We start from the raw sequence: 22,483 nt of genomic DNA, 5'->3' as shown, positions 1-22,483 counted from the left end.
CGCGCAGCCCCTTCCGGACCTCAGCGCGAACGGGCCAGCGACTCCCACGGCCGCTCCGCGCATACGGAGAGGTCCAACCGGGCGTCGCCGGCATGGATGTCCGCGGGGTTGTGGGTCACCAGCACCACGGTGCGGTGGCGCAAGCCGGCGCGGAGGTCTGCCAGCATGGCGGCGGCGGACTCTGCGTCGAGGTGGGCGGTGGGCTCATCCAGCAGGATCACTTCCGCGCCCGTCAGCAGGGTCCGTGCCACCGCCAGGCGCTGGCGCTCTCCGCCGCTCAGGAAGGCACCCCCGGGTCCGATCCGGGTGTCCAGTCCCGCCGGCAGCCGGCCTACCAGCCCGTCAAGTCCGACGGCGGCCAGGACGGCTTCCAGCTCATGATCCCCTGCGCGGGATCCAGCGTTGCCCGCGTCAGCGCTGCCCGGCGCCCTGCCCAGCAGCAGGTTCCCGCGGATGGTGGAGTCGAACAGGTGGGCCTCCTGCGGGCACCACGCGGCGCGGCCGGTGACCTTCACATATCCGGCCGCCGGCGGCAGGAAACCCAGCAGGACAGAGAGCAGGGTGGATTTTCCCGAGCCGGAGGGGCCGGTGACCGCCAGCCAGTGCCCCGGCGCGGCCACTGCGTCCACGCCCGAGAAGACCGGTGCGCCTCCCGGCCACGCCGCGGCCAGGTCCACCAGCTCAACACCTGGCTCGGCGCTGGTCCTGCCGGGAACAGACTGCAGACCATCGGGGGTGTCAGTGCCGTCCTCGAGTGCGCCGGACTCCCCCACCCTGCGCAGGACGGCACGGAGCGCCGGGAACTGGCGCACCGCCGTCGTCATCGCCGCGTAGGGCTCCACGAGTGCCAGGAGCAGGAGGACAATGACGGCTGCCGTGGCCGGGGCAACCTGCGCCGCGAGGACATTCGGGGCGGCCGGCCAGGCAGCAGCCAGTGCCGCCGTGCCGCATGCGGCGGTGGCAACGGCGTGTCCCAGCCCGTCAGCCCAGGCAGAGCGCTGTGAGGCGCGGGTTGCTTCCCGGTCCTCGGCCAGCAGCGCCTCAAGCACGCGGGGAGCTACGCCGTTGGCGTGCAGTTCGGCGCGAGCGTCCAGGGCTGCCGTCACGCGGCGCAGGACGCCCGATCGCAGGGACTGCTCGCCGGCCGCCGACCTGCGGTCGCCCCACAGCGCAGCGGCGGGCGCCAGGAGCAGGCCGCAGGCAGCTGCGGCAACCACGGCGGGAAGGGCTGCCGGCACCAGCATTCCGGTGGCTGCCACCGCCAGGGCGGATACCGCGAGCGCCGTGACGGGCGGCAACACCACGCGGGGCAGGAGGTCGCGGACGGTGTCGACGTCGTCGATCACCGTGCCCAGCACGTTGCCGCCCTGCAGCAACCGGCGCAGCGACAGGGCCCTGCGGCTCAGGGCTTCCCAAAGCCGGCCGCGCAGGCGGGTCAGGGCGGCGAACACGGCGTCGTGCAGCAGCAGCCGCTCCCAGTATCGGAAAACGGCCCGGCCGATGCCGAAGAACCGCACCCCCACGATGGCGGTCAGGAGGTAAAGAATGGGCGGCTGCTCGCTGGCGCGGATGATCAGCCAGCCGGACAGGCCGGACAGCGCGACGGCGAAAATGGCCGCGAGGGTGCCGACGAGGGCCGCGGCGGCGAATTTGCCCCGGACGGGGGCAAGCAGCGCTGCCAGGAGGCGCGCAGTGCCGGTTGCGGACGGTCCAGTTGCGGACTGGGCGGGGGCCCGGGTGTCCGCCGGTGGCGTGCTGCCGGTGTCCCCGCCGCCCGGGGAGTTGCTTTCCGGAAAGTCGGGGGGCGCGGCGGCTGCGGACAGGAGGACGCCGTCCGCGTGCTGCCCTGCCGCAACCTTGCCCGCAGGCTTTACCGGCACCAGCACGTCCGCAAGCTGCCGGGTGCGCTGGTTGTGGGCCACCAGGACCACGGTGACCTTGCCGCGCAGCCGCCGGATGGCTTCTTCCACGATGGCTGCGGACGCGTCATCCAGGTGTGCGGTGGGCTCGTCAAGCAGCAGGAGCGTCGCTCCGGCCTCGATCCGGGCCAGCCCGCGGGCCAGTGCCACGCGCCGCAGCTCTCCCGGGCTGAGCTCCGCCTGGTGTTTTGCTGCAAGGTGTCCGGCTCCCGCACGTTCCAGGCATTGCCGTGCCGCGTCCTCGGCGGTGAACCGGTCCGGGCCGTAGGCAGTATCCGGCGACAGGTAAAGCAGCACCTCGTCCAGGACCGTTCCGGCCACCATCACAGGATGCTGCGGCACCCAGGCCACCAGCCGGCGGTCCAGGCCGCTGATGGATCCGGTGATGCGGGTACCCGTGCTGCCGGTCCCGCCATCGGTGCCGACGGTGCCTGCCAGCACGCCCAGGACGGTGCTCTTGCCCGCGCCGCTGGGCCCGTCCAGCGCCGTAATCCTGTCCTGGGGCGCGGTGAAGGTAAGGGGCCCGACGGCGGCCGCGGACCGTCCGCCATACGTCACGGTGAGTGCGGTGACCTCGAGCGGGGCGCCGGGCCTGCCGGCCCTGGCAGCGGGCAGGGGGGCTGGTTCGGGCGCACCGGTCACCGCGGCGGTTTCCGCGAGGGCCACCCGGCCGTCGTCGCTGGCATGGTGTGCGGTGCCCAGTTCCCGCAGGGGGAGGTAGCAGTCCGGCGCCAGGAGGAGGGCCAGCAGGCCGGCTTCCAGGGGCATGTCACCGTGGACCAGCCGGACGCCGATGAACACAGCAACCACGGCCACCGAGATGGTGGCGATGAGTTCCAGTGCCAACGCGGACAGGAACGCGGTCCGCAGCGTCCCCATGGTGCGGGACCGGTACTCCTCCGAGATCTCCTCCAGGGCCTTGCGCTGCGCTGTGGCCCTGCCCAGGCCCACCAGGACCGGCAGGCCCTTGGCGAGTTCAAGCATGTGGGCGGACAGCCGGGCCAGCGACGCCTGGGCCCGGCGCACGCTGTCCTGCGTGTACCGGCCGATCAGCACCATGAACAAAGGGATCAGCGGCACGGTGAGCACGATGACCAGCGCGCTGACCCAGTCCGCGAAGAGGATCCGGGCGCCCAGCAGCAGCGGAATGGCGGCACAGTTGACCAGCGCGGGAAGGAACTGGGTGTAGTAGCTGTCCAGGGCGTCCAGGCCGCGCGTTGCGAGCACCGCCAGGCCGCCGTCGCCGGGCCCTGAAGCGCGAACGCCGGTACGCAGGGCGCGCTCCAGAAGCTCCCCGCGAAGCTCTTCCTTGACCCCGAGTGCCGCCCGTCGGGCGGCGACGGCCTGTCCCCATACCGTCAGGGAGCGGAGCACGACGCCGGCAAGTCCGGCGGTCAGCTGGCTCCCCCAGGCAGGGTTCCCGGCGGCGAGCCCCGCCAGGACGGAGGCCACGGCCTGGCCGATGAGGACCAGGGACAGGGCTTTGAGCGCCGCCAGGAGTCCCAGCCAGTAGATGGCTGATCGGGTTGCCGGGCCTGCCGGGAAGGTGGGCCGCACGTCAGCCCTTGGTGGTGAAGGCCTTGGCCGCAATGGCCGGGAGGAAGCTGTGGGCCTCCGGGATGTGCGCGGCGCTGACGCGGCGGCGGAACACCCAGTAGGTCCAGGCTTGGTAGGCAATGACCAGGGGAAGCCCGAAGGCCGCCACAATGCTCATCAGTCCCAGGGTGTAGTTCGAGGACGAGGCGTTGGAAATGGTGAGGTCAAAGGCGCTGTCCAGTGTGGAAGGGAGCACCACCGGGAACACGGCACCGAAGATGGAGGCGGTGCCCAGCACCAGGAAGGCGCCCAGGAACAGGAACGCCCTGCCTTCGGAGCCTCTGCGGGCCAGCAGCCACGCGGTGGCGGCCGCGCCAACGGCCAGGACGACGGCGGCCCATGTCCAGGGCTTCCCGTCCAGGAACTGGATGGCAAGGGCCCACGCCGCAATGGGCAGGAGCAGGACCGGCAGGAGCCGCACGAACCACTGGCGCGCCCGGTGCCGGACGTCGCCGTCGGTCTTGAGTGCCAGGAAGGCCAGGGCGTGGAGCAGTGAGAAACCCACCACTGCGAGCCCGCCCAGCAGGGCGTAACCGCTGAACCAGGCCATGGGACCGCCTTCGCGGTCACCGTTGGCGTTCAGCGGCAGGCCCGTGGTGGTGAGGGCCAGCGCGGCGCCGACGCCGAAAGCCGCAAGGAAGGACCCCAGCGCGATGGCCCAGTCCCAGCGGTTGCGCCAGCTGTCGGTGTCCACCTTCCCGCGGTATTCGAACGCCACCGCGCGGAAGATCAGGGCGAGCAGGACCACCAGCAGCGGGAGGTAGAGCGCGGAGAACAACGAGGCGTACCAGAGCGGGAAGGCGGCGAAGGTGGCACCGCCTGCGGTGAGCAGCCACACCTCGTTGCCGTCCCAGACGGGTCCGATGGTGTTTAGGAGCACGCGGCGTTCGGTGTTGTTGCGGGCGAAGAGCTTCATCAGCATCCCTACGCCCAGGTCGAAGCCTTCGAGGAAAAGGTAGCCGGTCCACAGCACCGCAATGGCGATGAACCAGATGGTGGGCAGCAGTTCCATTGTGTGTTTCCTCTGCTAGTAGGCGAAGGCCAGGACGTCGTCAGCGGGTTTGGAGCCGCCGTCGGGGCCCGGGGTTTCATCCTCGTTCTCGTCCGTCGGGGCGTGGCCGAGTTCCGGCATCGCGGAGACCACGCCGCCGCGGATGTATGTGACCAGCAGCTTCACTTCCACCACCAGCAGGACGGCGTACACCGCGGTCAGGGCAACCAGCGAGGCGATCAGCTCGCCCGCGGACACCCCGGGTGACACGGCGGCGGCGGTGAACATGAACACCTGGTCGATGCCGCTCGGGTCGGGGTTGGGCGCCACGACGAAGGGCTGGCGGCCCATCTCGGTGAAGATCCAGCCGGCGGCGTTGGCACCGAAGGGTGCAAGGATGCCGAACACTGCCAATCGCATCAGCCAGCGGGATTCCGGCACCGTCCCCTTGCGGGTGATCCAGAGTGCCACCAGCGCAGCCAGCGCGGCGAGGCCGCCAAAGCCAATCATCATCCGGAAGCCCCAGTAGGTGACTTCCATGACGGGCACGTACTGGATCTCCTGGCCGGCGCGGTCACCGTAGATCGGGTTGTCCGGGACGGTGCTTCCGTATTTTTCCTTGTACTCGGGAAGCAGGCTGTTGACGCCCTTCACCTCGGTGGTGAAGTCGCCCTTGGCCAGGAAGGAGAGGATGCCGGGGACCTCGATCACTGCCACGACGTCATCGCAGTTCTTCGAGCCCACGTTGCCCACGCTCAGTACGGAGAAGCCTGTGCCGTCATGGCAGGCGGCCTCGGCGGCGGCCATCTTCATGGGCTGCTGCTGGAACATGAGCTTGCCCTGGAGGTCACCGGTGACGGCCGTGCCCGCGAACGAGATCATGGCCACCACGGCACCAATGCGCAGGGACCGGATCCACACGCTGTAGTCGGCGCGGTCCCGGCCGGGAATGCGCGTGTCCTCACCGGGGATGACCCGCCCGTCGGCACCCACGGTGTCGACGCCGTCGTGCCGCCTGCGCCACAGGTGGTACCAGGCGATGCCAAGGAGGAAGCCGCCGGCTACGGCAAGGGCGCCGAACAGGGTGTGCGGGACGGCCACCAGGGCGGTGTTGTTGGTAAAGACCGCCCAGGCGTCGGTCATGACGGGCCGGCCGTTCACCATTTGCACGCCCACCGGGTGCTGCATCCAGCTGTTGGCCACGATGATGAAGTAGGCGGAGAGGGCTGAACCGATGACGGCCACCCAGAGGCATGCGAGGTGGATGGCCGGCTTGAGCTGCTTCCAGCCGAAAATCCACAGTCCCAGGAAGGTGGATTCGACGAAGAAGGCCAAGAGCGCCTCGAGGGCCAGCGGGGCACCGAAGACGTCGCCCACGAAGCGGCTGTATTCGCTCCATGCCATGCCGAACTGGAACTCCTGCACAATGCCGGTGGCGACGCCCATGATGAAGTTGATGAGGAACAGCTTTCCCCAGAACTTGGTCATGCGCAGGTACTCGGGTTTGCCCGTGCGGAACCAGGCGGTCTGGATGACGGCCACCACCAGGCCGAGGCCGATGGTCAGCGGCACCATCATGAAGTGGTAAACGGTGGTGATGCCGAATTGCCAGCGTGCGATTTCCAAGGCGTCCATGGCGGTCCCTACTGTTAGCCGATGCAGTTTTCTACGCTACGTAGAACTCCAACTTCTACAAAGTGTAGAACATCCTCGATGGCGGTACGAAAACGAATCGCCCTCCCCCTAGGATCCCCCGCCGGGGTGCGGCGCGCCAGATGTTCTACCCGATGTAGAAGGTTCCCGGGTTTCGGGGTAAATTTAAGTCTGTAGTTGAACAACCGCGTGACGTCACCGTGCTCCCCAAAGCGCCCGGTGCGGGGAAATAAAGGAAAAGTGAAATGGCTAGTCTTGGTGAACTGGAACGGGCGGTCATGGACCTGCTCTGGGCGGGCCAGGAAGCGGCTACGGCCAACACCCTGAGGGATCAACTGGCGCGCACGTCCGCCGCGCAGGGCGGACCGGGCCATGAAGGCAAGGAACTGGCCGTCACAACGGTGCTCACCGTCCTCTCCCGCCTGGAGAAGAAAGGCCTGGTGGAGCGCGAACGCGGAACCCGGCCCCACCGCTACCAGGCGGTGTCCAGCCGTGCGGACCACACCGCGGAACTGATGCACGAGGTCCTCGGATCGGCGCCGGACCGCGAAGCCGTCCTGGCCCGGTTCATCGGGTCCGTGTCCGAAGGTGAAGCCGAGACGCTGCGCAAACTGCTGGGCCACGTCTAGCACACCATGTTCTGGGCCTCATACCTGCTGGCGGTCCTTGCGATAATCCTGGCGTGGCCGGTGCCGATCCTCCTGTGGCGGGCACAGTGGCCGGCCAGGTCTCCGTTCACGGCAATGCTGCTGTGGCAGGCAATCGCGCTCGCAGGTGGGCTTTCGATGATCGGTGCCATGCTGGTCTACGGGCTGGAGCCCATCGGGGACAACCTCATTGCGGGGCTCCGGGCGCTTGCCGGAATGGTTTTGTTCAACGCTCCCACCACCGCACTGGGCTTCTGGCATATCTTTGCGCTGTCCGCCGCCGCGCTGCTCACTGCCCACCTGGTCTTCACACTGTTGCTGACCTACTACAAGATCCAGCGGCAGCGGCGCCGGCACCGTGAACTGCTCGCCCTTTTGGCCTCGCCATCCGGCCAGGACGCCGGAACCCTGGTCATCAGCCACGATTCCCCCGTGGCCTATTGCCTTCCGGGTGGCGCACGCTCCGTGACGGTCCTGTCGGATGGCCTGATGGCTGCCCTCGAACCGGCGGAACTGCGTGCCGTCCTGATCCACGAGAATGCCCACCTGAGCCAGCGGCACCACCTCCTGCTGTGGGCATTCGCGGCGTGGCGGCAGGCACTCCCGTGGCTGCCCACCACCCGGCTCGCCCAGGAGTCGGTGAACTCGCTCATTGAAATGCTGGCCGACGACGTTGCCCTCCGCACCGAAAGCAAGGCAACGCTCATCAAGGCCATCGCCATTGTGGCCAGCGGCTCGGCAGGTAATGGAGGCACCGGTGATATCCGCCCGGCGTCGCCCACCGTTGCACTGTCCGGCCTCGAGGCGGCCTCCGGCGGTCCCGGCTCGGATTCAGTCCGTACGGCAGCGTCGCGGGTCAGCCGCCTGCTGACGCCCCAGCCCCAGCTTCCCGCCGCCGTCCGCACCGCCGTCATGGCCGGCAGCGTCCTCCTGCTGGCGCTGCCCACGGCACTGCTGGTGGTTCCGGGACTGCTCGGCTGAAGCGTCGCCGTCGTTGTTCACGCCGGTGGTTGTGGCTGCCTGGTGCCAGCGGTTGAGCCTGTAGAAAGCGGTGCGCCCGTCAGGCGTCGATGCGCTCCCGGTCCAGGCTGGATGCGCCGGCGATGATGAAGTCCTTGCGCGGCGACACGTCCGAGCCCATCAGCAGGTCGAAGATCTCCTCCGCCTGCTGGGCGTTTTCAATCCCCACCTTGCGCAAGGTGCGGTGCCGGGGGTCCATGGTGGTTTCGGCCAACTGCTCCGCATCCATCTCCCCCAGGCCCTTGTAGCGCTGGATCGGTTCCTTGTACCGCTTCCCCTCCTTCGCCAGGCGGGCCAGCAGCACGTGCAGTTCGGCCTCGGAGTAGGTGTAGATCATCTCGTTGGCCTTCTGGCCGGCGTTGATGACTTCCACCCGGTGCAGCGGCGGAACGGCGGCGAAGACCCGGCCCTCGAGGATCATGGGCCGCATGTACCGGAAGAAAAGGGTCAGCAGCAGGGTACGGATGTGGGCACCGTCCACGTCGGCGTCCGTCATGAGGATGACCTTGCCGTAGCGGGCGGCGCTGATGTCGAAGCTGCGGCCGGATCCTGCCCCCACCACCTGGATGAGGGCTGCGCACTCCGCGTTGGAGAGCATGTCCCCCACCGAGGCCTTCTGGACGTTCAGGATCTTGCCGCGGATGGGCAGCAGGGCCTGGAAGTCGGAGGAGCGGGCCAGTTTGGCAGTGCCCAGCGCCGAGTCGCCTTCCACGATGAACAGTTCCGAACGTTCAACGTCGTCCGTCCGGCAGTCAGCGAGCTTGGTGGGCATCGAGGACGTTTCCAGCGCGTTCTTCCGCCGTTGCGTCTCCTTGTGCACGCGGGCCGAGATGCGGGACTTCATCTCGTTGACGATCTTTTCGAGCAGCAGCGAGGACTGGGCCTTGTCGTTCTTGTTGCTGGAGGCCAGCTTGGCGGAAATCTCCCGCTCCACCACCCGGGCCACGATGGCGCGGACGGCACTGGTGCCGAGGATTTCCTTGGTCTGTCCCTCGAACTGGGGTTCGGCCAGCCGCACCGTCAGCACCGCGGTGAGGCCGGCGAAGATGTCGTCCTTTTCGATCTTGTCATTGCCGGCCTTAAGCTTGCGGGCATTGGTCTCCACCGCTTTGCGGAAGGTTTTGACCAACGCCTGCTCAAAGCCTGACTGGTGGGTGCCGCCCTTGGGGGTGGCGATGATGTTCACGAAGCTGCGCACGGTGCTGTCGTAGCCGATGCCCCAGCGCAGCGCCACATCCACCTCGCAATCGCGCTCCACCTCGGCCAGCTGGCTGTGGCCCCGCTCGTCCAGGACCGGGACGGTCTCCTTGAACTTCCCTGCTCCGTGCAGCCGCCAGACATCAGTGACTGCCGGATCAACGGCCAGGAACTCAGCGAATTCCGAAATGCCGCCGTCGTGGTGGAAGACCTCCTCGTGCGGGCCTGCTTCGCCGGGCGTCCCGGCAAGCCTGCGTTCGTCCCGGACGGTGAGCTTGAGGCCGGGCACCAGGAAGGAGGTCTGGCGGGCACGCGCAACCAGGTCCTCGTAGGAGAACTTGGCGTCGGGGGTGAATATCTGCCGGTCGGCCCAGTAGCGGATCCGCGTTCCGGTGACCCCGCGTTTGGCCTTGCCCACGATGTCCAGCACGGAGTCGTCGACGAACGGCGTGAAGGGTGCCGCCGGGTCGAGGCGGGATCCGGTGTCCTTGAACCGGCCCGGTTCACCGCGGCGGAAGGACATCCGGTAGGTCTTGCCGCCCCTGTCCACCTCGACGTCGAGTCGCGAGGACAGGGCGTTGACCACCGAGGCGCCCACGCCGTGGAGGCCGCCGGAGGCGGTGTAGGAGCCGCCGCCGAATTTGCCGCCCGCGTGCAGCTTGGTGAAGACCACTTCGACGCCGGTGAGTCCCGTCTTGGGCTCCTTGTCGATGGGGATGCCGCGGCCGTCGTCGTGGATCTCCACGGAATTGTCCGCGTGGAGGATGATGCGGATGTCGTGGCCGAAGCCGGCCAAGGCCTCATCCACGGAGTTGTCGATGATTTCCCAGAGGCAGTGCATGAGGCCGCGTGAGTCGGTTGAGCCGATGTACATGCCCGGGCGTTTGCGGACGGCCTCGAGGCCTTCCAGTACGGAGAGGTGCCGGGCGGTGTACTCAGAGCTTGGTGCCACTGGTGATGAACTCCTTCAGGGACGTGGAAGCGGCGCTGGGACCGCACCTTCTAGGGTAGTCGCCGGCGGCGCCGACAGGCGCCTGCCACACCCTCCGGCCGCTGTGCGGCACGCCACGGGCCTGCGTGACCGGTGGAACTCGGCATTTCTTGACTGAACCTTGCGGATACGCGCACAGCGAACTTGCCCCATCCTTGCGATGGATTGGATACGAATGCTGGTTATATAGATGTACTGATCTACTAAGGAGGCCGACATGACAACAGCAGTGGCAGACCGCACACTAAATGCACTGGACCGGTGCGACCGTTGCGGAGCTCAGGCATATGTCCGGGTTGTACTCGAGTCCTCCGGCGGTGAGCTGTTGTTCTGCGGCCACCACGCCCGTGCAGTCGAGGCGACGCTCAAGCCGTTGAGCTCCGACTGGCACGACGAGACGGGAAAGCTTCACGAGAAAGCTCCCGTGGAAATCGACTAGATGAGGCATCGGTAACAACTAACCCTGCGGGACCCTTCCACCACGGAAGGGTCCCGCAGGCGTTTAAGGACCTCCGCCGTCTCTCCTGAAAGAAAGGGCCGTTCCGGAACCACCCGATGGTGGTTCCGGAACGGCCCCTTCTATACCGTCCGGCTGTTCCTGCGGACAGGCTTAGTCCAGGTAGTCCCGAAGCACCTGCGACCGGGAGGGGTGGCGGAGCTTGGACATGGTCTTGGACTCGATCTGGCGGATGCGTTCGCGGGTGACGCCGTAGACCTTTCCGATTTCGTCTAAAGTCTTCGGCTGTCCGTCGGTCAGGCCGAACCTCATGGCAACCACGCCGGCCTCGCGTTCGGAGAGGGTATCCAGTACCGAGTGCAGCTGCTCCTGCAGGAGGGTGAAGCTCACGGCGTCAGCCGGAACAACGGCTTCCGAGTCCTCGATCAGGTCACCGAACTCGGAGTCGCCGTCCTCGCCCAGGGGCGTGTGCAGCGAAATCGGTTCACGGCCGTACTTCTGGACTTCGACAACCTTTTCGGGGGTCATGTCCAGTTCAAGCGCCAGCTCTTCAGGCGTGGGTTCGCGGCCCAGGTCCTGCAGCATCTGGCGCTGGACGCGTGCCAGCTTGTTGATGACCTCAACCATGTGCACGGGGATACGGATGGTGCGGGCCTGGTCGGCCATGGCGCGGGTGATGGCCTGGCGGATCCACCACGTGGCGTAGGTGGAGAACTTGAAGCCCTTGGTGTAGTCGAACTTCTCCACGGCGCGGATCAGGCCCAGGTTACCTTCCTGGATCAGGTCCAGGAACAGCATGCCACGGCCGGTGTAGCGCTTGGCCAGCGAGACCACCAGGCGGAGGTTTGCCTCCAGCAGGTGGTTCTTGGCGCGCTTGCCGTCGTGGATGATGAACTCGAGTTCGCGCTTGTACTTCGGGTCCATGGATCCGTCGTCGGCGGCGATCTTCTCTTCAGCGAACAGCCCGGCTTCGATCCGGAGCGCAAGGTCCACTTCCTGCTCGGCATTGAGCAGCGCGACCTTGCCAATTTGCTTCAGGTAGTCCTTGACCGGGTCCGCTGTGGCACCGGCAGACATGACCTGCTGCACCGGGGCGTCGTCGTCGTCCGCGTCGGAGTAGACAAAGCCCTTGCCGCTGCCCGCGGCAGCCTTGGCAGGATCGGCGTCTGCCTCGGCATCGGCGTCCTCTGCTGGGTCCGGTCCTTCAAGGACGATGTCGTCAAGGTCTTCCTCGACTTCCTCGACCTCATCCGGGTCAACGTCTCCGGCGGCTTTTCCTGCAGCCTCTGCTGCAGCCTTGGCGCCGGGCTTGGGCCCACGCTTTTTGGGCTCGCGCTTGCCGTCCGCTGCAGCCGTACCGGCCGAAGCCTTGTTGGCTGCCCGCGTAGCTGCCCGCTTGGCATTGGTCGCGGCCTGCTTCTCCTCAGGGGACAAGACATCCTGGGCGGCGGAATCCTTCTTCGTGGAAGACGGGGTCACAGAAAACCTTTCTAGCGGTGGTCTGTGGAATCACCATACGGGCAACACCACTATGACCCTGTCAAGTCCGTGGTGGAAACCAAGCGCCACCACGGCCGGCAGAGTCACTTAAGACAACTCCCGGAGCGGCTGTAATGTTCCCTTGCGGGGACTGTCACAAGCACTCGATACACGGACCCAACCGGGTCTCGGCATCCATTGTCTCATGATTTGCCCGTTTCCGGCCTCCCGGCCTGCCATCGGATCCAACAGCCCTGCAGCGCCGCCGGTTCCGGCCCGAGCGGCACCCGGAACTGCCGCCGCCGTTAGGGCGTCTCCTGTCCCCCGGCGGAACCGTCATGAAACTTTTGCCACGCCGCTTCCTTCCGGGCCGCCCAGCCGCAGAGCGTCCCCGTTCCCACCAGATTCAGCAACAGCTCCGCGAGCCGGTATCCGGGCTCGAGCTCAAGGGCCTGGCCCAGGTAGGCAGCGGAGTAGGAGCCGCGCCCACGGGACCACGCCACCCAGCCCCGGACCGTCAGTGCCGCGGCCGCCGCCGGCCCTCCGGGCACTGCGAGTTCCCGGAGAACACCATCCAGCGCGTCCAGGCCCGCCCAGTCAGGCACGCTTGGGGCAACACCCATCAGGACGTCACCGTAACCGGCGGGAGCGGAGGCAGACACGGGGGCGGCCGGGTCCAGCCCTGCCCGCGGGACCTGGCCCGCCTTGCGGCCGGTTCCGCCCACCGCTTTCAGTCGCGTCCGCGACTGCCGGGAAGCAACCGCCGGCGGCAGCAGCGGCAGCATGGAGACGTCTGTGCCGCCGCTCTCTTCCCCGTCGGTAAAGAGACCGAACTGTTCTGCGCCCGCAGCCGCTGCGCTCCTGCCCGCCGCGGCCATCACCATCACCGCGTCGCGCCAGGCGGGGACGAGCAGCGTCGCGCGGAGGAACCCATCCCGTTCAACGTCCGGTATCCAGGTGGCCCCATCAACCCGGCCCAGGAGCATCTCCCAGAAGCCGAGAACGGCGTGGAACTGCGCCCGGCTTCGGGCCCTCCCGCCCAGCTCCTCCTCCCAGCCGGCCTGTGCCTCAAGGACGGCGGCAGCGTGCAGTGCGGAACCTGCTGATGCCTCCACGGCACCGGCCCCCGGAGCCGGCCCCACGCTGCTCCCCCGGTACACCATCTCGGCGTTCAGCATGCTGTCCTGGATCTCCTGCACAGGACGCCCCGGCAGCGGACAGCACGAACCATCGTTGCACCAGGCGTCCCGCCAATACTCCCGGCCCACCAGCCAGGCATCGCGGACGGGCATGCCGGCGCGTTCCAGATGCGACTGCACCACGGAAATAAGGCGGTGGCAGTCGGACGGCGGAACGATTCCGGCGTCGCTGGTAAAAACGGCGAGCAGAGCCCCGTCGGCACCCCGGTCAGATTCGAGGTACCGGCGGACGGTGCGGGCGAACGCGGCGGAGCCGGCCTGCGTTTGCAGCCCTGGCAGGTCCAGCCGCAGCGTGGCCCCCAGCCTTGTGCCGTGCAGCGTCATGGCCACAAGGCTGGAGGCGGGCCAGTACCCGAGGGAATGCGGAATAAATCCAAGGATGTCTTCCGGCCCACGGACTATCAGTCGTTGTGAAGCTGTCATGGCTTCAGCATCCGCTGCATGATGCTCCCCGGACAGGCGCGGGCTCAGCTATGTGCGCAAACGGCCTGTGTGGAGGAACAGTGCGGGACGAAGGGCGCCACGTCAGTCGTCGCTTGGTGCCGGCTGCCGGCGGCGGGCCAGGCTTTCGCGCCGCTGCCGGGCCAGGGCGCTGCGCAACGGGGGCACCACGATCCCCTGCTCGGCCATTTGCCGGCGCACCTTCCGGCGGGAGGCCAGGATGGCTGCCGCGCCGAACGCCAGGAGCACGAACTGAACGCTCAGGGCAAGCCTGAAGGGATCAAGGCCGTACAGGATGCCTTGCGAAAATCCCGTCGCGTAAAGGAGGTCCAGGACCAGGCCAATCAGGAAGATGGACACCAGGGCAGCAATGAAGCCGCCGACGTTGACGATCCCGGTGGCCGTGCCTATCCGGTGCGCGGGGTTGAAGGTGCGGGCGAAGTCGAAGCCGATCATGGAGCCGGGGCCGCCGATGGCGAGCACCACCACCAGTCCGGCCAGGAGCCACAGCGGGGCCCGCCCGGGCAGCAGGAGCACCGCGGCCCAGGCGGCGGCAGTGGCAGCGGCGATCAGCAGCACCATAGTGGACCGGCGCAGTGGATGCCGCGAGACGAACCGGCCGATGAACGGCCCCACGGCCATCGCGGCGGCGACGTACAGCGCCATCAGCCCGGCAACAGTGCCGGCGTCCAGGCCCTGCCCGGAGATCAGGAACGGGTAGCCCCAGGTCATTGCGAACACCGTGCCGCTGAACTGGATGGTGAAGTGGCTCCACATGCCCAGCCGTGTGCCGGGCTGGCGCCACGCGCGGGCAAGGGAGGCGCCGGTGGCCTTGAGCCCCTGGCGCGCGTGCGGGCGCTCCGTGCCCGGCGGGGCATCCTGCAGGAGTACCAGTACCAGCACGACGGCGAGCGCGGACATCCCCGCGAGCATCAGGAAAGCGGGCGTCCAGCCGGACATGTGCAGGACCAGCGCGAAGGGCAGGACACTGAACAATTGCCCCAGTTGCCCGGACATGCCGGTCAGCTGGGTGACAAGGGGGACGCGGGCGGGAGCGAACCACAGCGGGATGAGGCGGATGACCGAGATGAAGGTCATCGCATCGCCGGCCCCCACCAGGACGCGGCCGAGGACTCCTGCGGGAATGCTTTCGGCAAAGGCCAGCTGGAGCTGCCCCAGTCCCATCAGGACTGCGCCGCCCGCGATCATGGCACGTGAACCGAACCTGTCCACCAGCAGGCCAACGGGAATCTGGAGTCCGGCGTAGACCAGCAGCTGCAGGACCGTGAAGAAGGAAATGGCGGATGCAGTGGCGTGGAAGCGCTCCGTGGCCTCGAGTCCCACCACGCCGAACGACGTCCGCTGCGCCACGGCCACCAGGTATCCGAAAATTCCAATGGTCCAGATAAGCCAGGCGCGGGGTGCAGTCACTTCTTCATTATGCCCGGCGGGTGGCCGCTTTCCCGGAAGCTGTGACGCAGGACTACTGCCCCGGGTTCTCCCTTGCCAGGTAGGCCTCCACTGCTGCGCCGAGGTCATCGGCGTCGGGAAGCTCATCATTTTCGTTGGCCAGAAGCGATCGGCGCACCATGCCGTCCGCCTTCTCGTCATACCGGGTTTCCAGCCGGGAAACCACCTGCTGGACTTCCTCGGATGCCTCGATCTGCTCGGCGATCTGGCGGCTGACCTCGCGCCCTGATTCCCGGAGCCGGTCGGTGGGCAGCATCAGGGACGTCGCAGCCCCCAGGTATTCCAGCCCCGCGACGGCGGCAGTGGGATACTCGGCTTCGGCCAGGTAGTGCGGGACGTGGATGACGTAGCCGGCAACGTTGCGTCCGGCCTCAACGAGGCGCAACTCCAGGATGTGGCCGACGGCGGCGGGAACCTCGACGGTGGGCTTCCACACGGAGATGCCCTCGATCAGTTCAGGCCGGTTGCCGTGCACGGTCACCCCCACGGGCCGGGTGTGCGGCACGGGCATGGGAATGGAGTGGATCCAGGTGACCAGGTTGACGTCCAGCTTCTCCACGATGTTCACCACGGCACGGGCGAACCGTTCCCACTGCAGATCGGGTTCGAAGCCGGCCAGGAGGAGGAACGGCTTGCCGAGCCCATCCACCAGCCGGTACAGCGCCAGCCGGGGCTCCTGGTAGTCCTGAATGTGGTCTTCCACGAAACTAAGGTGCGGGCGCCGGGAGCGGTAGTCGATCAGCTGGTCCGCGTCGAAGACCGCTACCGGCTGCGCATCGAGGGAGTCCAGCAGCTCAGTGTTGATCTGCTTGACCACGTGGCCGGCGTCGGCGAACCCGGTGAAACCCATGACCATGTTCAGCCCCTGGAGTTCGGGGCTGTGGAACAGCTCGATGTTGCTGGCGTAGAGCGCGTCGGGGTCCAGCAGCGAGCCGGAAATCCGTTCAAGCACGGCATGTTCCTTTCAGGGTTGGGGTGGACATCATTCATAACGCCGCAGGAGCAGCCGGCATTCCGCCGGCCTGTGTGGCGCACCTCTCAGGAAATTCTTTCGCCGCCCGAGGTAAGGGCTACGATCGGAACTGGCCTGCCAGGCTGGCTTGCACGCACCCTGGGACCGTCCGGAACGGCCGGATCCGGGCCACCATGGCAGAGCGCCCAACATGCATCCCTGCCCGAACGTTTTCGAGAATTGAGGACTCATCCCTGTGGTCAAGAATACTGAAGTAAACCTTAGTACCGTCTCGCGGGACCTTAAGAGGAACCCCAGCGACGCAGTTGTCATCGGGGTGGGGCAGGGCACCGACGGACCCGTACTGCTGGACAACCCGTTGAGCGCGAAGTCCGCGGAAGCTGTGGCAGACTCACTCAAGGCCCTTGGCGTCACCGGCGCCGCTGACCAGCTGGTCCGCCTGCCGGGGCTGCCCGAAACCGGTGCCGGCACCCTTGTCCTCGCCGGCGTGGGCAAGGTTTCGGCCACCGCCCCCCTGACGGGTGAGGCACTGCGCCGCGCCGCCGGATCAGCCATCCGGCAGCTGGCCGGCCTGCCCACGGTCACCCTGGCGTTTCCGACGGCGACAGTGGAGGACGTCGCGGCCGTCGCCGAGGGCGCCGCACTTGGCGCCTACTCCTTCACCGAGTTCCGGTCCTCCACGGACGGCCTCAAGGACCCCGTCCGCAACGCTGTGATCTTCACCGAACTGGCCGGCAACGGCGGGGTGGACTCCGCGCTGAAGCGGGCCGGCCTGCTGGCCAAGGCCGTGAATGCGACCCGGTCCCTGGTCAACACCCCGCCCAGCCATCTCTACCCCGAATCCTTCGCGGAGGCTGCCAGGGATCTCGCCAAAGGGCTGCCCGTCAAGGTCACCGTTTGGGACGAGAAGCGCCTTGAGAAGGAAGGCTTTGGCGGCATCATGGGCGTGGGCAAGGGCTCCACAAGGCAGCCGCGCCTGGTCAAGGTGGAATACTCTCCCGCCAAGGCCACCGCAAAGATCGCACTCGTCGGCAAGGGGATCACCTTCGACACCGGCGGAATCTCCCTCAAGCCGGCCCTGAACATGGGCGACATGAAGAGCGACATGGCGGGCGCCGCCGTCGTCCTTAACACTGTCCTGGCCCTGGCCGGACTGGGCCTGCCGGTCAAGGCGACCGCCTGGCTCTGCATCGCCGAAAACATGCCCGGCGGCGGCGCCTCCCGCCCCGCCGACGTCCTGACCATGTTCGGCGGCAAGACCGTGGAAGTGCTCAACACCGACGCCGAAGGCCGGCTGGTGATGGCGGACGGCATCGTCGCTGCGAGCCGTGAATACCCTGACGCGATCATCGACGTCGCCACCCTTACCGGCGCCCAGCTGATCGCACTCGGCAACCGCACCGCCGGCGTCATGGGATCGGACAGCGTCACCGGCGCCCTCAAGGCAGCGGCGGACCGTGCCGGCGAACTGGTCTGGCCCATGCCCCTGCCGGAGGAGCTCCGCCCCACCCTCGACTCCCAGGTCGCAGACATCGCCAACATCGGCGAACGCCACGGCGGAATGATGACCGCCGCGGTGTTCCTGCGCGAGTTCGTGGGCAAGGACAAGGCAGGCGAACAGATTCCCTGGGCGCACATCGACATCGCAGGACCGTCCTTTAACAACGGCAGCCCCTACGGCTACACGCACAAGCAGGGCACAGGCTGCACGGTGCGTACCCTCGTCGCCTACGTGGAGGACATCCTGGCGGACGCCGCCCCGGCGGCCTAGCCACACCGCGGCAACCGGTGCCACGCGGCTCTTGGGCGCAGGTGATTCCTGTGCCACAGAGCCGCGTGACACTGGACACAAGCGCTCCACAAACGCAGCGCCAAGGTGGAGCATGGATAGGTGGTTCGCTAAGGTGAACCACGGTAGTCACAAATGCAAGAGAGTTGCCCTGCTGACATAATCACGGCAGTGCAAGTTCCAAGACCAGATGATGCGCGCTGATCGCGTCATCGTTCACGCGAGGGAGCGTTTTAGTGGCCGATCAGGCAACTGCGCAAGAATTCGACATCCTGGTACTCGGTGGCGGCAGCGGCGGATACGCTGCGGCCCTGCGTGCGGTACAGCTCGGCCTCACCGTCGGCCTCGTGGAGAAGGGCAAGCTGGGCGGCACCTGCCTCCACAACGGCTGCATCCCCACCAAGGCCCTGCTGCACTCAGCAGAGCTGGCCGACCACGCCCGTGACTCCGCCAAGTACGGCGTGAACGTCACCCTCGACGGCATCGACATCAACGCCGTCAACGCGTACAAGGACGGCATTATCGCCGGCAAGTACAAGGGCCTGCAGGGCCTCATCAAGTCCAAGGGCATCACTGTCATCGAGGGTGAAGGCAAGCTGCAGGGCACCGACACCGTCGTGGTGAACGGGACCGCGTACAAGGGCAAGAACATCGTCCTGGCCACCGGCTCCTACTCGCGCACCCTCCCGGGCCTGGAAATCGGCGGCAAGGTCATCACCTCCGACCAGGCCCTGACCATGGACTTCATCCCCAAGAGCGCCATCATCCTCGGCGGCGGCGTCATCGGTGTCGAATTCGCCTCGGTCTGGAAGTCGTTCGGCGTGGACGTCACCATCGTCGAAGGCCTGCCCTCCCTCGTTCCCAACGAGGACGCCACGATCGTGAAGAACTTCGAGCGTGCCTTCAAGAAGCGGGGCATCAAGTTCTCCACCGGCGTGTTCTTCCAGGGCGTGGAGCAGAATGACGACGGCGTCAAGGTCACCCTGGTGGACGGCAAGACCTTCGAAGCCGACCTGCTGCTGGTCGCCGTGGGCCGTGGCCCCGTCACCGCAAACCTCGGCTACGAGGAAGCGGGCATCACTATCGACCGCGGCTTCGTCATCACCAACGAGCGCCTGCACACCGGCGTGGGCAACATCTACGCTGTGGGCGACATTGTCCCCGGCGTTCAGCTGGCGCACCGCGGCTACCAGCAGGGCATCTTCGTGGCCGAGGAAATCGCCGGCCTGAAGCCGGTGGTCGTCGAGGACATCAACATCCCCAAGGTCACCTACTCCGAGCCTGAAATCGCCACCGTTGGCTACACCGAGAAGGCCGCCAAGGAAAAGTTCGGCGAAGACCAGGTGCAGACCCAGGAGTACAACCTGGCCGGCAACGGCAAGAGCTCCATCCTGGGCACGTCCGGCCTGGTCAAGCTGGTCCGCCAGAAGGACGGCCCCGTGGTGGGCGTCCACATGATCGGCGCCCGCATGGGCGAGCAGGTGGGCGAGGCCCAGCTGATCGTGAACTGGGAAGCCTACCCGGAGGACGTGGCGCAGCTGCTGCACGCCCACCCCACCCAGAACGAAGCCCTCGGCGAAGCCCACCTGGCGCTGGCCGGCAAGCCGCTGCACGGCTAGTTCCCCCCAGCATTACCAGGCCCGGTGCACCCGGTCGCGCAGACCGGGTGCACTAGGCTTCCAACAAGGCAGCAATCATTCGCACTAAAGATCAATAAGGAGAACGGGGACGACATGTCTGAATCCGTTAACTTGCCCGCCCTCGGTGAGAGTGTCACCGAAGGAACCGTCACCCGCTGGCTCAAGCAGGTAGGTGACCGGGTAGAGGTGGACGAGCCGCTGCTCGAAGTCTCCACCGACAAAGTAGACACTGAAATCCCCTCTCCTGTAGCTGGCGTGATTGAAGAAATCCTGGTGGCTGAAGACGAGACCGCCGAGGTAGGCGCACCGCTGGTGCGCATCGGCGACGGCTCCGGCGGCGGTTCCGCGCCGGCCGAAGAAGCACCCGCGGCCGCACCGGCCCAGGAAGCGCCGGCCCAGGAAGCGCCGGCTGAAGCAGCTCCCGCCCAGCAGGCACCCGCAGCAACTCCGGCTGCAGAGGCTCCGGCCGCAGGCGGCGGCGAAGGCCACGAGGTCACCCTCCCCGCACTGGGCGAGAGCGTCACCGAAGGCACCGTCACCCGTTGGCTGAAGGCCGTTGGCGACTCCGTCGAGGTGGATGAGCCGCTGCTGGAAGTTTCCACCGACAAGGTGGACACCGAGATTCCCTCCCCCGTTGCCGGCACCCTGCAGGAAATCCGGGTCAACGAGGACGAGACCGCAGAAGTCGGTTCCGTGCTCGCCGTCATCGGTTCCGGCGCCCCGGCTGCCGCAGCACCCCAGGCCGCGCCGGCCGCTCCGCAGCAGGAGGCTCCCAAGCAGGAAGCCCCCAGGCCGGCACCGGCAGAGTCAGCCCCTGCGCAGACCGCTCCCGCCCAGGCAGTTCCGGCCCAGCAGGCTCCGGAGCAGGCTGCCCCGGCTCCCCAGGCCGCGCCCGCCCAGCAGGCTGCCCCCGCAGCCCAGGAAGCCGCCCCGGCCGGTGGTTCCGAGTCCGGCTACGTCACCCCCCTGGTCCGCAAGCTGGCCAACCAGCACGGCGTGGACATCTCTTCGCTCTCCGGCACCGGTGTTGGCGGCCGCATCCGCAAGCAGGATGTCATTGCCGCCGCTGAAGCCAAGGCCGCTCCCGCTGCGGCGCCGGCAGCAGCCCCGGCCGCGTCGGCTCCTGCTGCATCCGGTGCAGCTGCCTCCTCGCTGCGCGGCACCACGCAGAAGGCTCCCCGCATCCGCCAGGTCATCGCCCGGCGCATGCGCGAGTCGCTGGAAATATCCACCCAGCTCACGCAGGTCCACGAGGTGGACATGACCAAGGTCGCCAAGCTGCGCGCCCGTGCCAAGAACTCCTTCCAGGCCCAGAACGGCACCAAGCTGACCTTCCTGCCCTTCATCGCCAAGGCCGTGGCCGAGGCCCTCAAGCAGCACCCCAAGCTCAACGCTGCATACGACGAGGAAAAGCAGGAGATCACCTACCACAACGCCGAACACCTGGCGATCGCCGTCGACACCGACAAGGGCCTGCTGGTCCCGGTCATCGCCGACGCCGGCAACCTGAACCTGGCCGGGCTGGCCGGCAAGATCGCCGACGTAGCGTCCCGCACCCGCGACGGCAAGATCGGCCCGGACGAGCTGTCCGGCGGCACGTTCAGCATCACCAACATCGGTTCGGTGGGCGCCCTGTTCGACACCCCGATCATCAACCAGCCGCAGGTGGGCATCCTGGGCACCGGTGCCATCGTCAAGCGCCCCGTGGTGGTGTCTGACGAGAACGGTGACGACTCGATCGCCATCCGCTCCATGATGTACCTGTCCCTGACGTACGACCACCGCCTGGTGGACGGCGCCGACGCAGGCCGGTTCCTCCAGACCCTGAAGGCACGCCTCGAAGAGGGCGCGTTCGAAGCGGACCTGGGACTCTAACCTCCGCAGGACCAACGACGGCGGGCCCCGGCACGGGTGGGAAACCACACCAGGCCGGGGGCCGCCGTTGTCGTTTAGCCACGTCGGCCCCGTGCGCTCACCGCGTGGCTTTGCTACGCGCTGTAGAACAGACTGGCTAAGCTGGAGCCATGACTATTCTCCTCAACATCCTGGTGTTCCTCCATGTCGTCGGCGCCGCCATGATCGTGGGCTACTGGATCGCCACAATGCGGACGCCCACCGTGCACCCCCGCCAGCGGGACGGCGCTTTCCTGCAGCTCCTCACGGGCATTGCCATGATGGGGATCCTGCCGGTCCTGCACAATCAGGATCCCGCGCACTTCGAAGAACTCAACTACGTCAAGCTGGGCATCAAGTTCGTCATCGCCGTGGTGGTCGCCGCCCTGGCCATTATTGGCACCCGCAAGGTCAAGAACGGGCAGCCCGTCTCCACCGGGCTCGCGCACAGCGTCGGCGGCCTGGCGCTGGTGAACATCGCCATCGCCACCATCTGGCAGTAACCACCCCGTCAGTGGGCGGTCATAATCCTCTGAGAGCGGACAACCGGTGCGCCGGGAGAAGCTGGTCCCTAGGATGGACAACGGTGGGCCCGGCAGCGGATGCCGGGCCCGGATCGAATCGACGTTGAGGAGAGACATGGCTACAACACGCAACGCCCACACCGTATGGACCGGCAGCCTGACCGAGGGCTCGGGCAACACCACTCTGGACAGCTCCGGCCTTGGTACCTTCGATGTGACCTGGAAGGCCCGCACGGAAGCCGCCGGCGGAAAAACCAGCCCCGAAGAACTGATCGCCGCGGCCCACTCCGCCTGCTTCTCCATGGCCTTCAGCCATGAACTCAGCCAGGCCGGCTTCACGCCTGAAGAGATCAACACCAAGTCCGAGGTCGGCTTCCAACCCGGCACCGGCATCACCGGCAGCCACCTGACCCTCAACGCCCGGATCCCCGGCATCTCGCAGGAGGATTTCCAGAGCATCGCCGAGGCCGCCAAGAAGGGCTGCCCCGTGTCGCAGGCCCTTGCCGGCATTGAGATCACCCTCGACGCAACCCTGCAGTCCTAGGCCGCAGCGCCGCATCCAACAACAAAGGCCCTGCCATCCCGGATCATTCCGGAAAGGCAG

The 22,483-nt window shown here is 67.2% G+C and carries 16 protein-coding genes; 8 read left to right on the top strand and 8 right to left on the bottom strand.

Translation table 11 applies throughout. The annotated features are described in order from the left end of the window. Positions 1-20: 20 nt before the first annotated feature. The 3 genes from cydD to J2X98_RS16820 are packed head-to-tail and all read right to left on the bottom strand — an operon-like array spanning position 21 to position 6,141. Positions 21-3,476: a thiol reductant ABC exporter subunit CydD gene (gene cydD / locus J2X98_RS16830; protein WP_307310432.1), complete on the bottom strand. Its 3,456-nt coding sequence runs from the start codon at positions 3,474-3,476 to the stop codon at positions 21-23. A 1-nt stretch (position 3,477) separates the two neighbouring features. Continuing rightward, a complete protein-coding gene (gene cydB / locus J2X98_RS16825) occupies positions 3,478-4,527 on the bottom strand; it encodes a cytochrome d ubiquinol oxidase subunit II (RefSeq protein ID WP_307310428.1) in 1,050 nt (349 codons plus the stop codon). Between the two features lie 15 nt (positions 4,528-4,542). Beyond that, positions 4,543-6,141, bottom strand: a complete 1,599-nt coding sequence (locus J2X98_RS16820) for a cytochrome ubiquinol oxidase subunit I (protein ID WP_307310425.1) — start codon at positions 6,139-6,141, stop codon at positions 4,543-4,545. Positions 6,142-6,404: 263 nt separating this feature from the next. Here J2X98_RS16820 and J2X98_RS16815 point away from each other — a divergent pair, with 263 nt between their 5' ends. Both J2X98_RS16815 and J2X98_RS16810 read left to right on the top strand, forming a co-directional pair. After that, on the top strand, positions 6,405-6,788 hold the full coding sequence (locus J2X98_RS16815; RefSeq protein ID WP_015936823.1) for a BlaI/MecI/CopY family transcriptional regulator: 384 nt from the start codon (positions 6,405-6,407) through the stop codon (positions 6,786-6,788). A gap of 6 nt (positions 6,789-6,794) precedes the next feature. Next, a complete protein-coding gene (locus J2X98_RS16810) occupies positions 6,795-7,787 on the top strand; it encodes a M56 family metallopeptidase (RefSeq protein ID WP_307310420.1) in 993 nt (330 codons plus the stop codon). Positions 7,788-7,866: 79 nt separating this feature from the next. On the opposite strand, the gene J2X98_RS16805 is transcribed toward J2X98_RS16810, so the two are convergent. Further along, positions 7,867-9,975, bottom strand: coding sequence for a DNA gyrase/topoisomerase IV subunit B (locus J2X98_RS16805; protein WP_307310418.1), 2,109 nt, complete (start codon positions 9,973-9,975; stop codon positions 7,867-7,869). 256 nt (positions 9,976-10,231) lie between these two features. On the opposite strand from J2X98_RS16805, the gene J2X98_RS16800 reads away from it, so the two are divergent. Beyond that, positions 10,232-10,453 carry a DUF7455 domain-containing protein gene (locus J2X98_RS16800; RefSeq protein WP_018761086.1) on the top strand — a complete coding sequence of 74 codons (222 nt, stop codon included), beginning with the start codon at positions 10,232-10,234 and terminating at the stop codon, positions 10,451-10,453. Between the two features lie 171 nt (positions 10,454-10,624). Here J2X98_RS16800 and J2X98_RS16795 read toward each other — a convergent pair whose 3' ends face one another. From J2X98_RS16795 to J2X98_RS16780, 4 genes are all read right to left on the bottom strand, one after another. Further along, entirely contained in the window at positions 10,625-11,950 is a 1,326-nt protein-coding gene (locus J2X98_RS16795) for an RNA polymerase sigma factor (RefSeq protein ID WP_307310416.1), read from the bottom strand. A 305-nt stretch (positions 11,951-12,255) separates the two neighbouring features. Next, a complete protein-coding gene (locus J2X98_RS16790; RefSeq protein ID WP_307310415.1) occupies positions 12,256-13,572 on the bottom strand; it encodes a DUF4192 family protein in 1,317 nt (438 codons plus the stop codon). A gap of 102 nt (positions 13,573-13,674) precedes the next feature. Beyond that, positions 13,675-15,021: an MFS transporter gene (locus J2X98_RS16785; protein ID WP_141940907.1), complete on the bottom strand. Its 1,347-nt coding sequence runs from the start codon at positions 15,019-15,021 to the stop codon at positions 13,675-13,677. Between the two features lie 52 nt (positions 15,022-15,073). After that, positions 15,074-16,012: a proteasome assembly chaperone family protein gene (locus J2X98_RS16780; RefSeq protein ID WP_141940906.1), complete on the bottom strand. Its 939-nt coding sequence runs from the start codon at positions 16,010-16,012 to the stop codon at positions 15,074-15,076. 256 nt (positions 16,013-16,268) lie between these two features. On the opposite strand from J2X98_RS16780, the gene J2X98_RS16775 reads away from it, so the two are divergent. The 5 genes from J2X98_RS16775 (at position 16,269) to J2X98_RS16755 (ending at position 22,423) form a co-directional block, all read left to right on the top strand. Beyond that, positions 16,269-17,804 (top strand): leucyl aminopeptidase, encoded by a 1,536-nt coding sequence (locus J2X98_RS16775; protein ID WP_307310413.1) that lies wholly within the window; start codon positions 16,269-16,271, stop codon positions 17,802-17,804. A gap of 254 nt (positions 17,805-18,058) precedes the next feature. Beyond that, a complete protein-coding gene (lpdA, locus tag J2X98_RS16770; RefSeq protein WP_141940904.1) occupies positions 18,059-19,441 on the top strand; it encodes a dihydrolipoyl dehydrogenase in 1,383 nt (460 codons plus the stop codon). A gap of 114 nt (positions 19,442-19,555) precedes the next feature. Further along, entirely contained in the window at positions 19,556-21,337 is a 1,782-nt protein-coding gene (sucB, locus tag J2X98_RS16765; RefSeq protein WP_307310410.1) for a 2-oxoglutarate dehydrogenase, E2 component, dihydrolipoamide succinyltransferase, read from the top strand. Between the two features lie 149 nt (positions 21,338-21,486). Beyond that, positions 21,487-21,858, top strand: a complete 372-nt coding sequence (locus J2X98_RS16760; RefSeq protein WP_307310407.1) for a hypothetical protein — start codon at positions 21,487-21,489, stop codon at positions 21,856-21,858. 136 nt (positions 21,859-21,994) lie between these two features. Beyond that, positions 21,995-22,423, top strand: coding sequence for an OsmC family protein (locus J2X98_RS16755; protein ID WP_307310405.1), 429 nt, complete (start codon positions 21,995-21,997; stop codon positions 22,421-22,423). Positions 22,424-22,483: the final 60 nt, after the last annotated feature.

Origin of the sequence: Pseudarthrobacter enclensis, from assembly GCF_030811655.1 — a bacterium.
GTDB lineage: Bacteria > Actinomycetota > Actinomycetes > Actinomycetales > Micrococcaceae > Arthrobacter > Arthrobacter enclensis_A.
The sequence above is the reverse complement of the archived record's forward strand: the minus strand, read 5'-3'. Positions and strand labels throughout refer to the sequence as shown.

What these genes read in the sequence shown, in the direction of transcription:
- cydB (WP_307310428.1), bottom strand. Translation starts at nt 4,527, where the DNA reads ATGGAACTGCTGCCCACCATCTGGTTCATCGCCATTGCGGTGCTGTGG.
- J2X98_RS16820 (WP_307310425.1), bottom strand. Translation starts at nt 6,141, where the DNA reads ATGGACGCCTTGGAAATCGCACGCTGGCAATTCGGCATCACCACCGTT.
- J2X98_RS16815 (WP_015936823.1), top strand. Translation starts at nt 6,405, where the DNA reads ATGGCTAGTCTTGGTGAACTGGAACGGGCGGTCATGGACCTGCTCTGG.
- J2X98_RS16810 (WP_307310420.1), top strand. Translation starts at nt 6,795, where the DNA reads ATGTTCTGGGCCTCATACCTGCTGGCGGTCCTTGCGATAATCCTGGCG.
- J2X98_RS16800 (WP_018761086.1), top strand. Translation starts at nt 10,232, where the DNA reads ATGACAACAGCAGTGGCAGACCGCACACTAAATGCACTGGACCGGTGC.
- J2X98_RS16790 (WP_307310415.1), bottom strand. Translation starts at nt 13,572, where the DNA reads ATGACAGCTTCACAACGACTGATAGTCCGTGGGCCGGAAGACATCCTT.
- sucB (WP_307310410.1), top strand. Translation starts at nt 19,556, where the DNA reads ATGTCTGAATCCGTTAACTTGCCCGCCCTCGGTGAGAGTGTCACCGAA.
- J2X98_RS16760 (WP_307310407.1), top strand. Translation starts at nt 21,487, where the DNA reads ATGACTATTCTCCTCAACATCCTGGTGTTCCTCCATGTCGTCGGCGCC.
- J2X98_RS16755 (WP_307310405.1), top strand. Translation starts at nt 21,995, where the DNA reads ATGGCTACAACACGCAACGCCCACACCGTATGGACCGGCAGCCTGACC.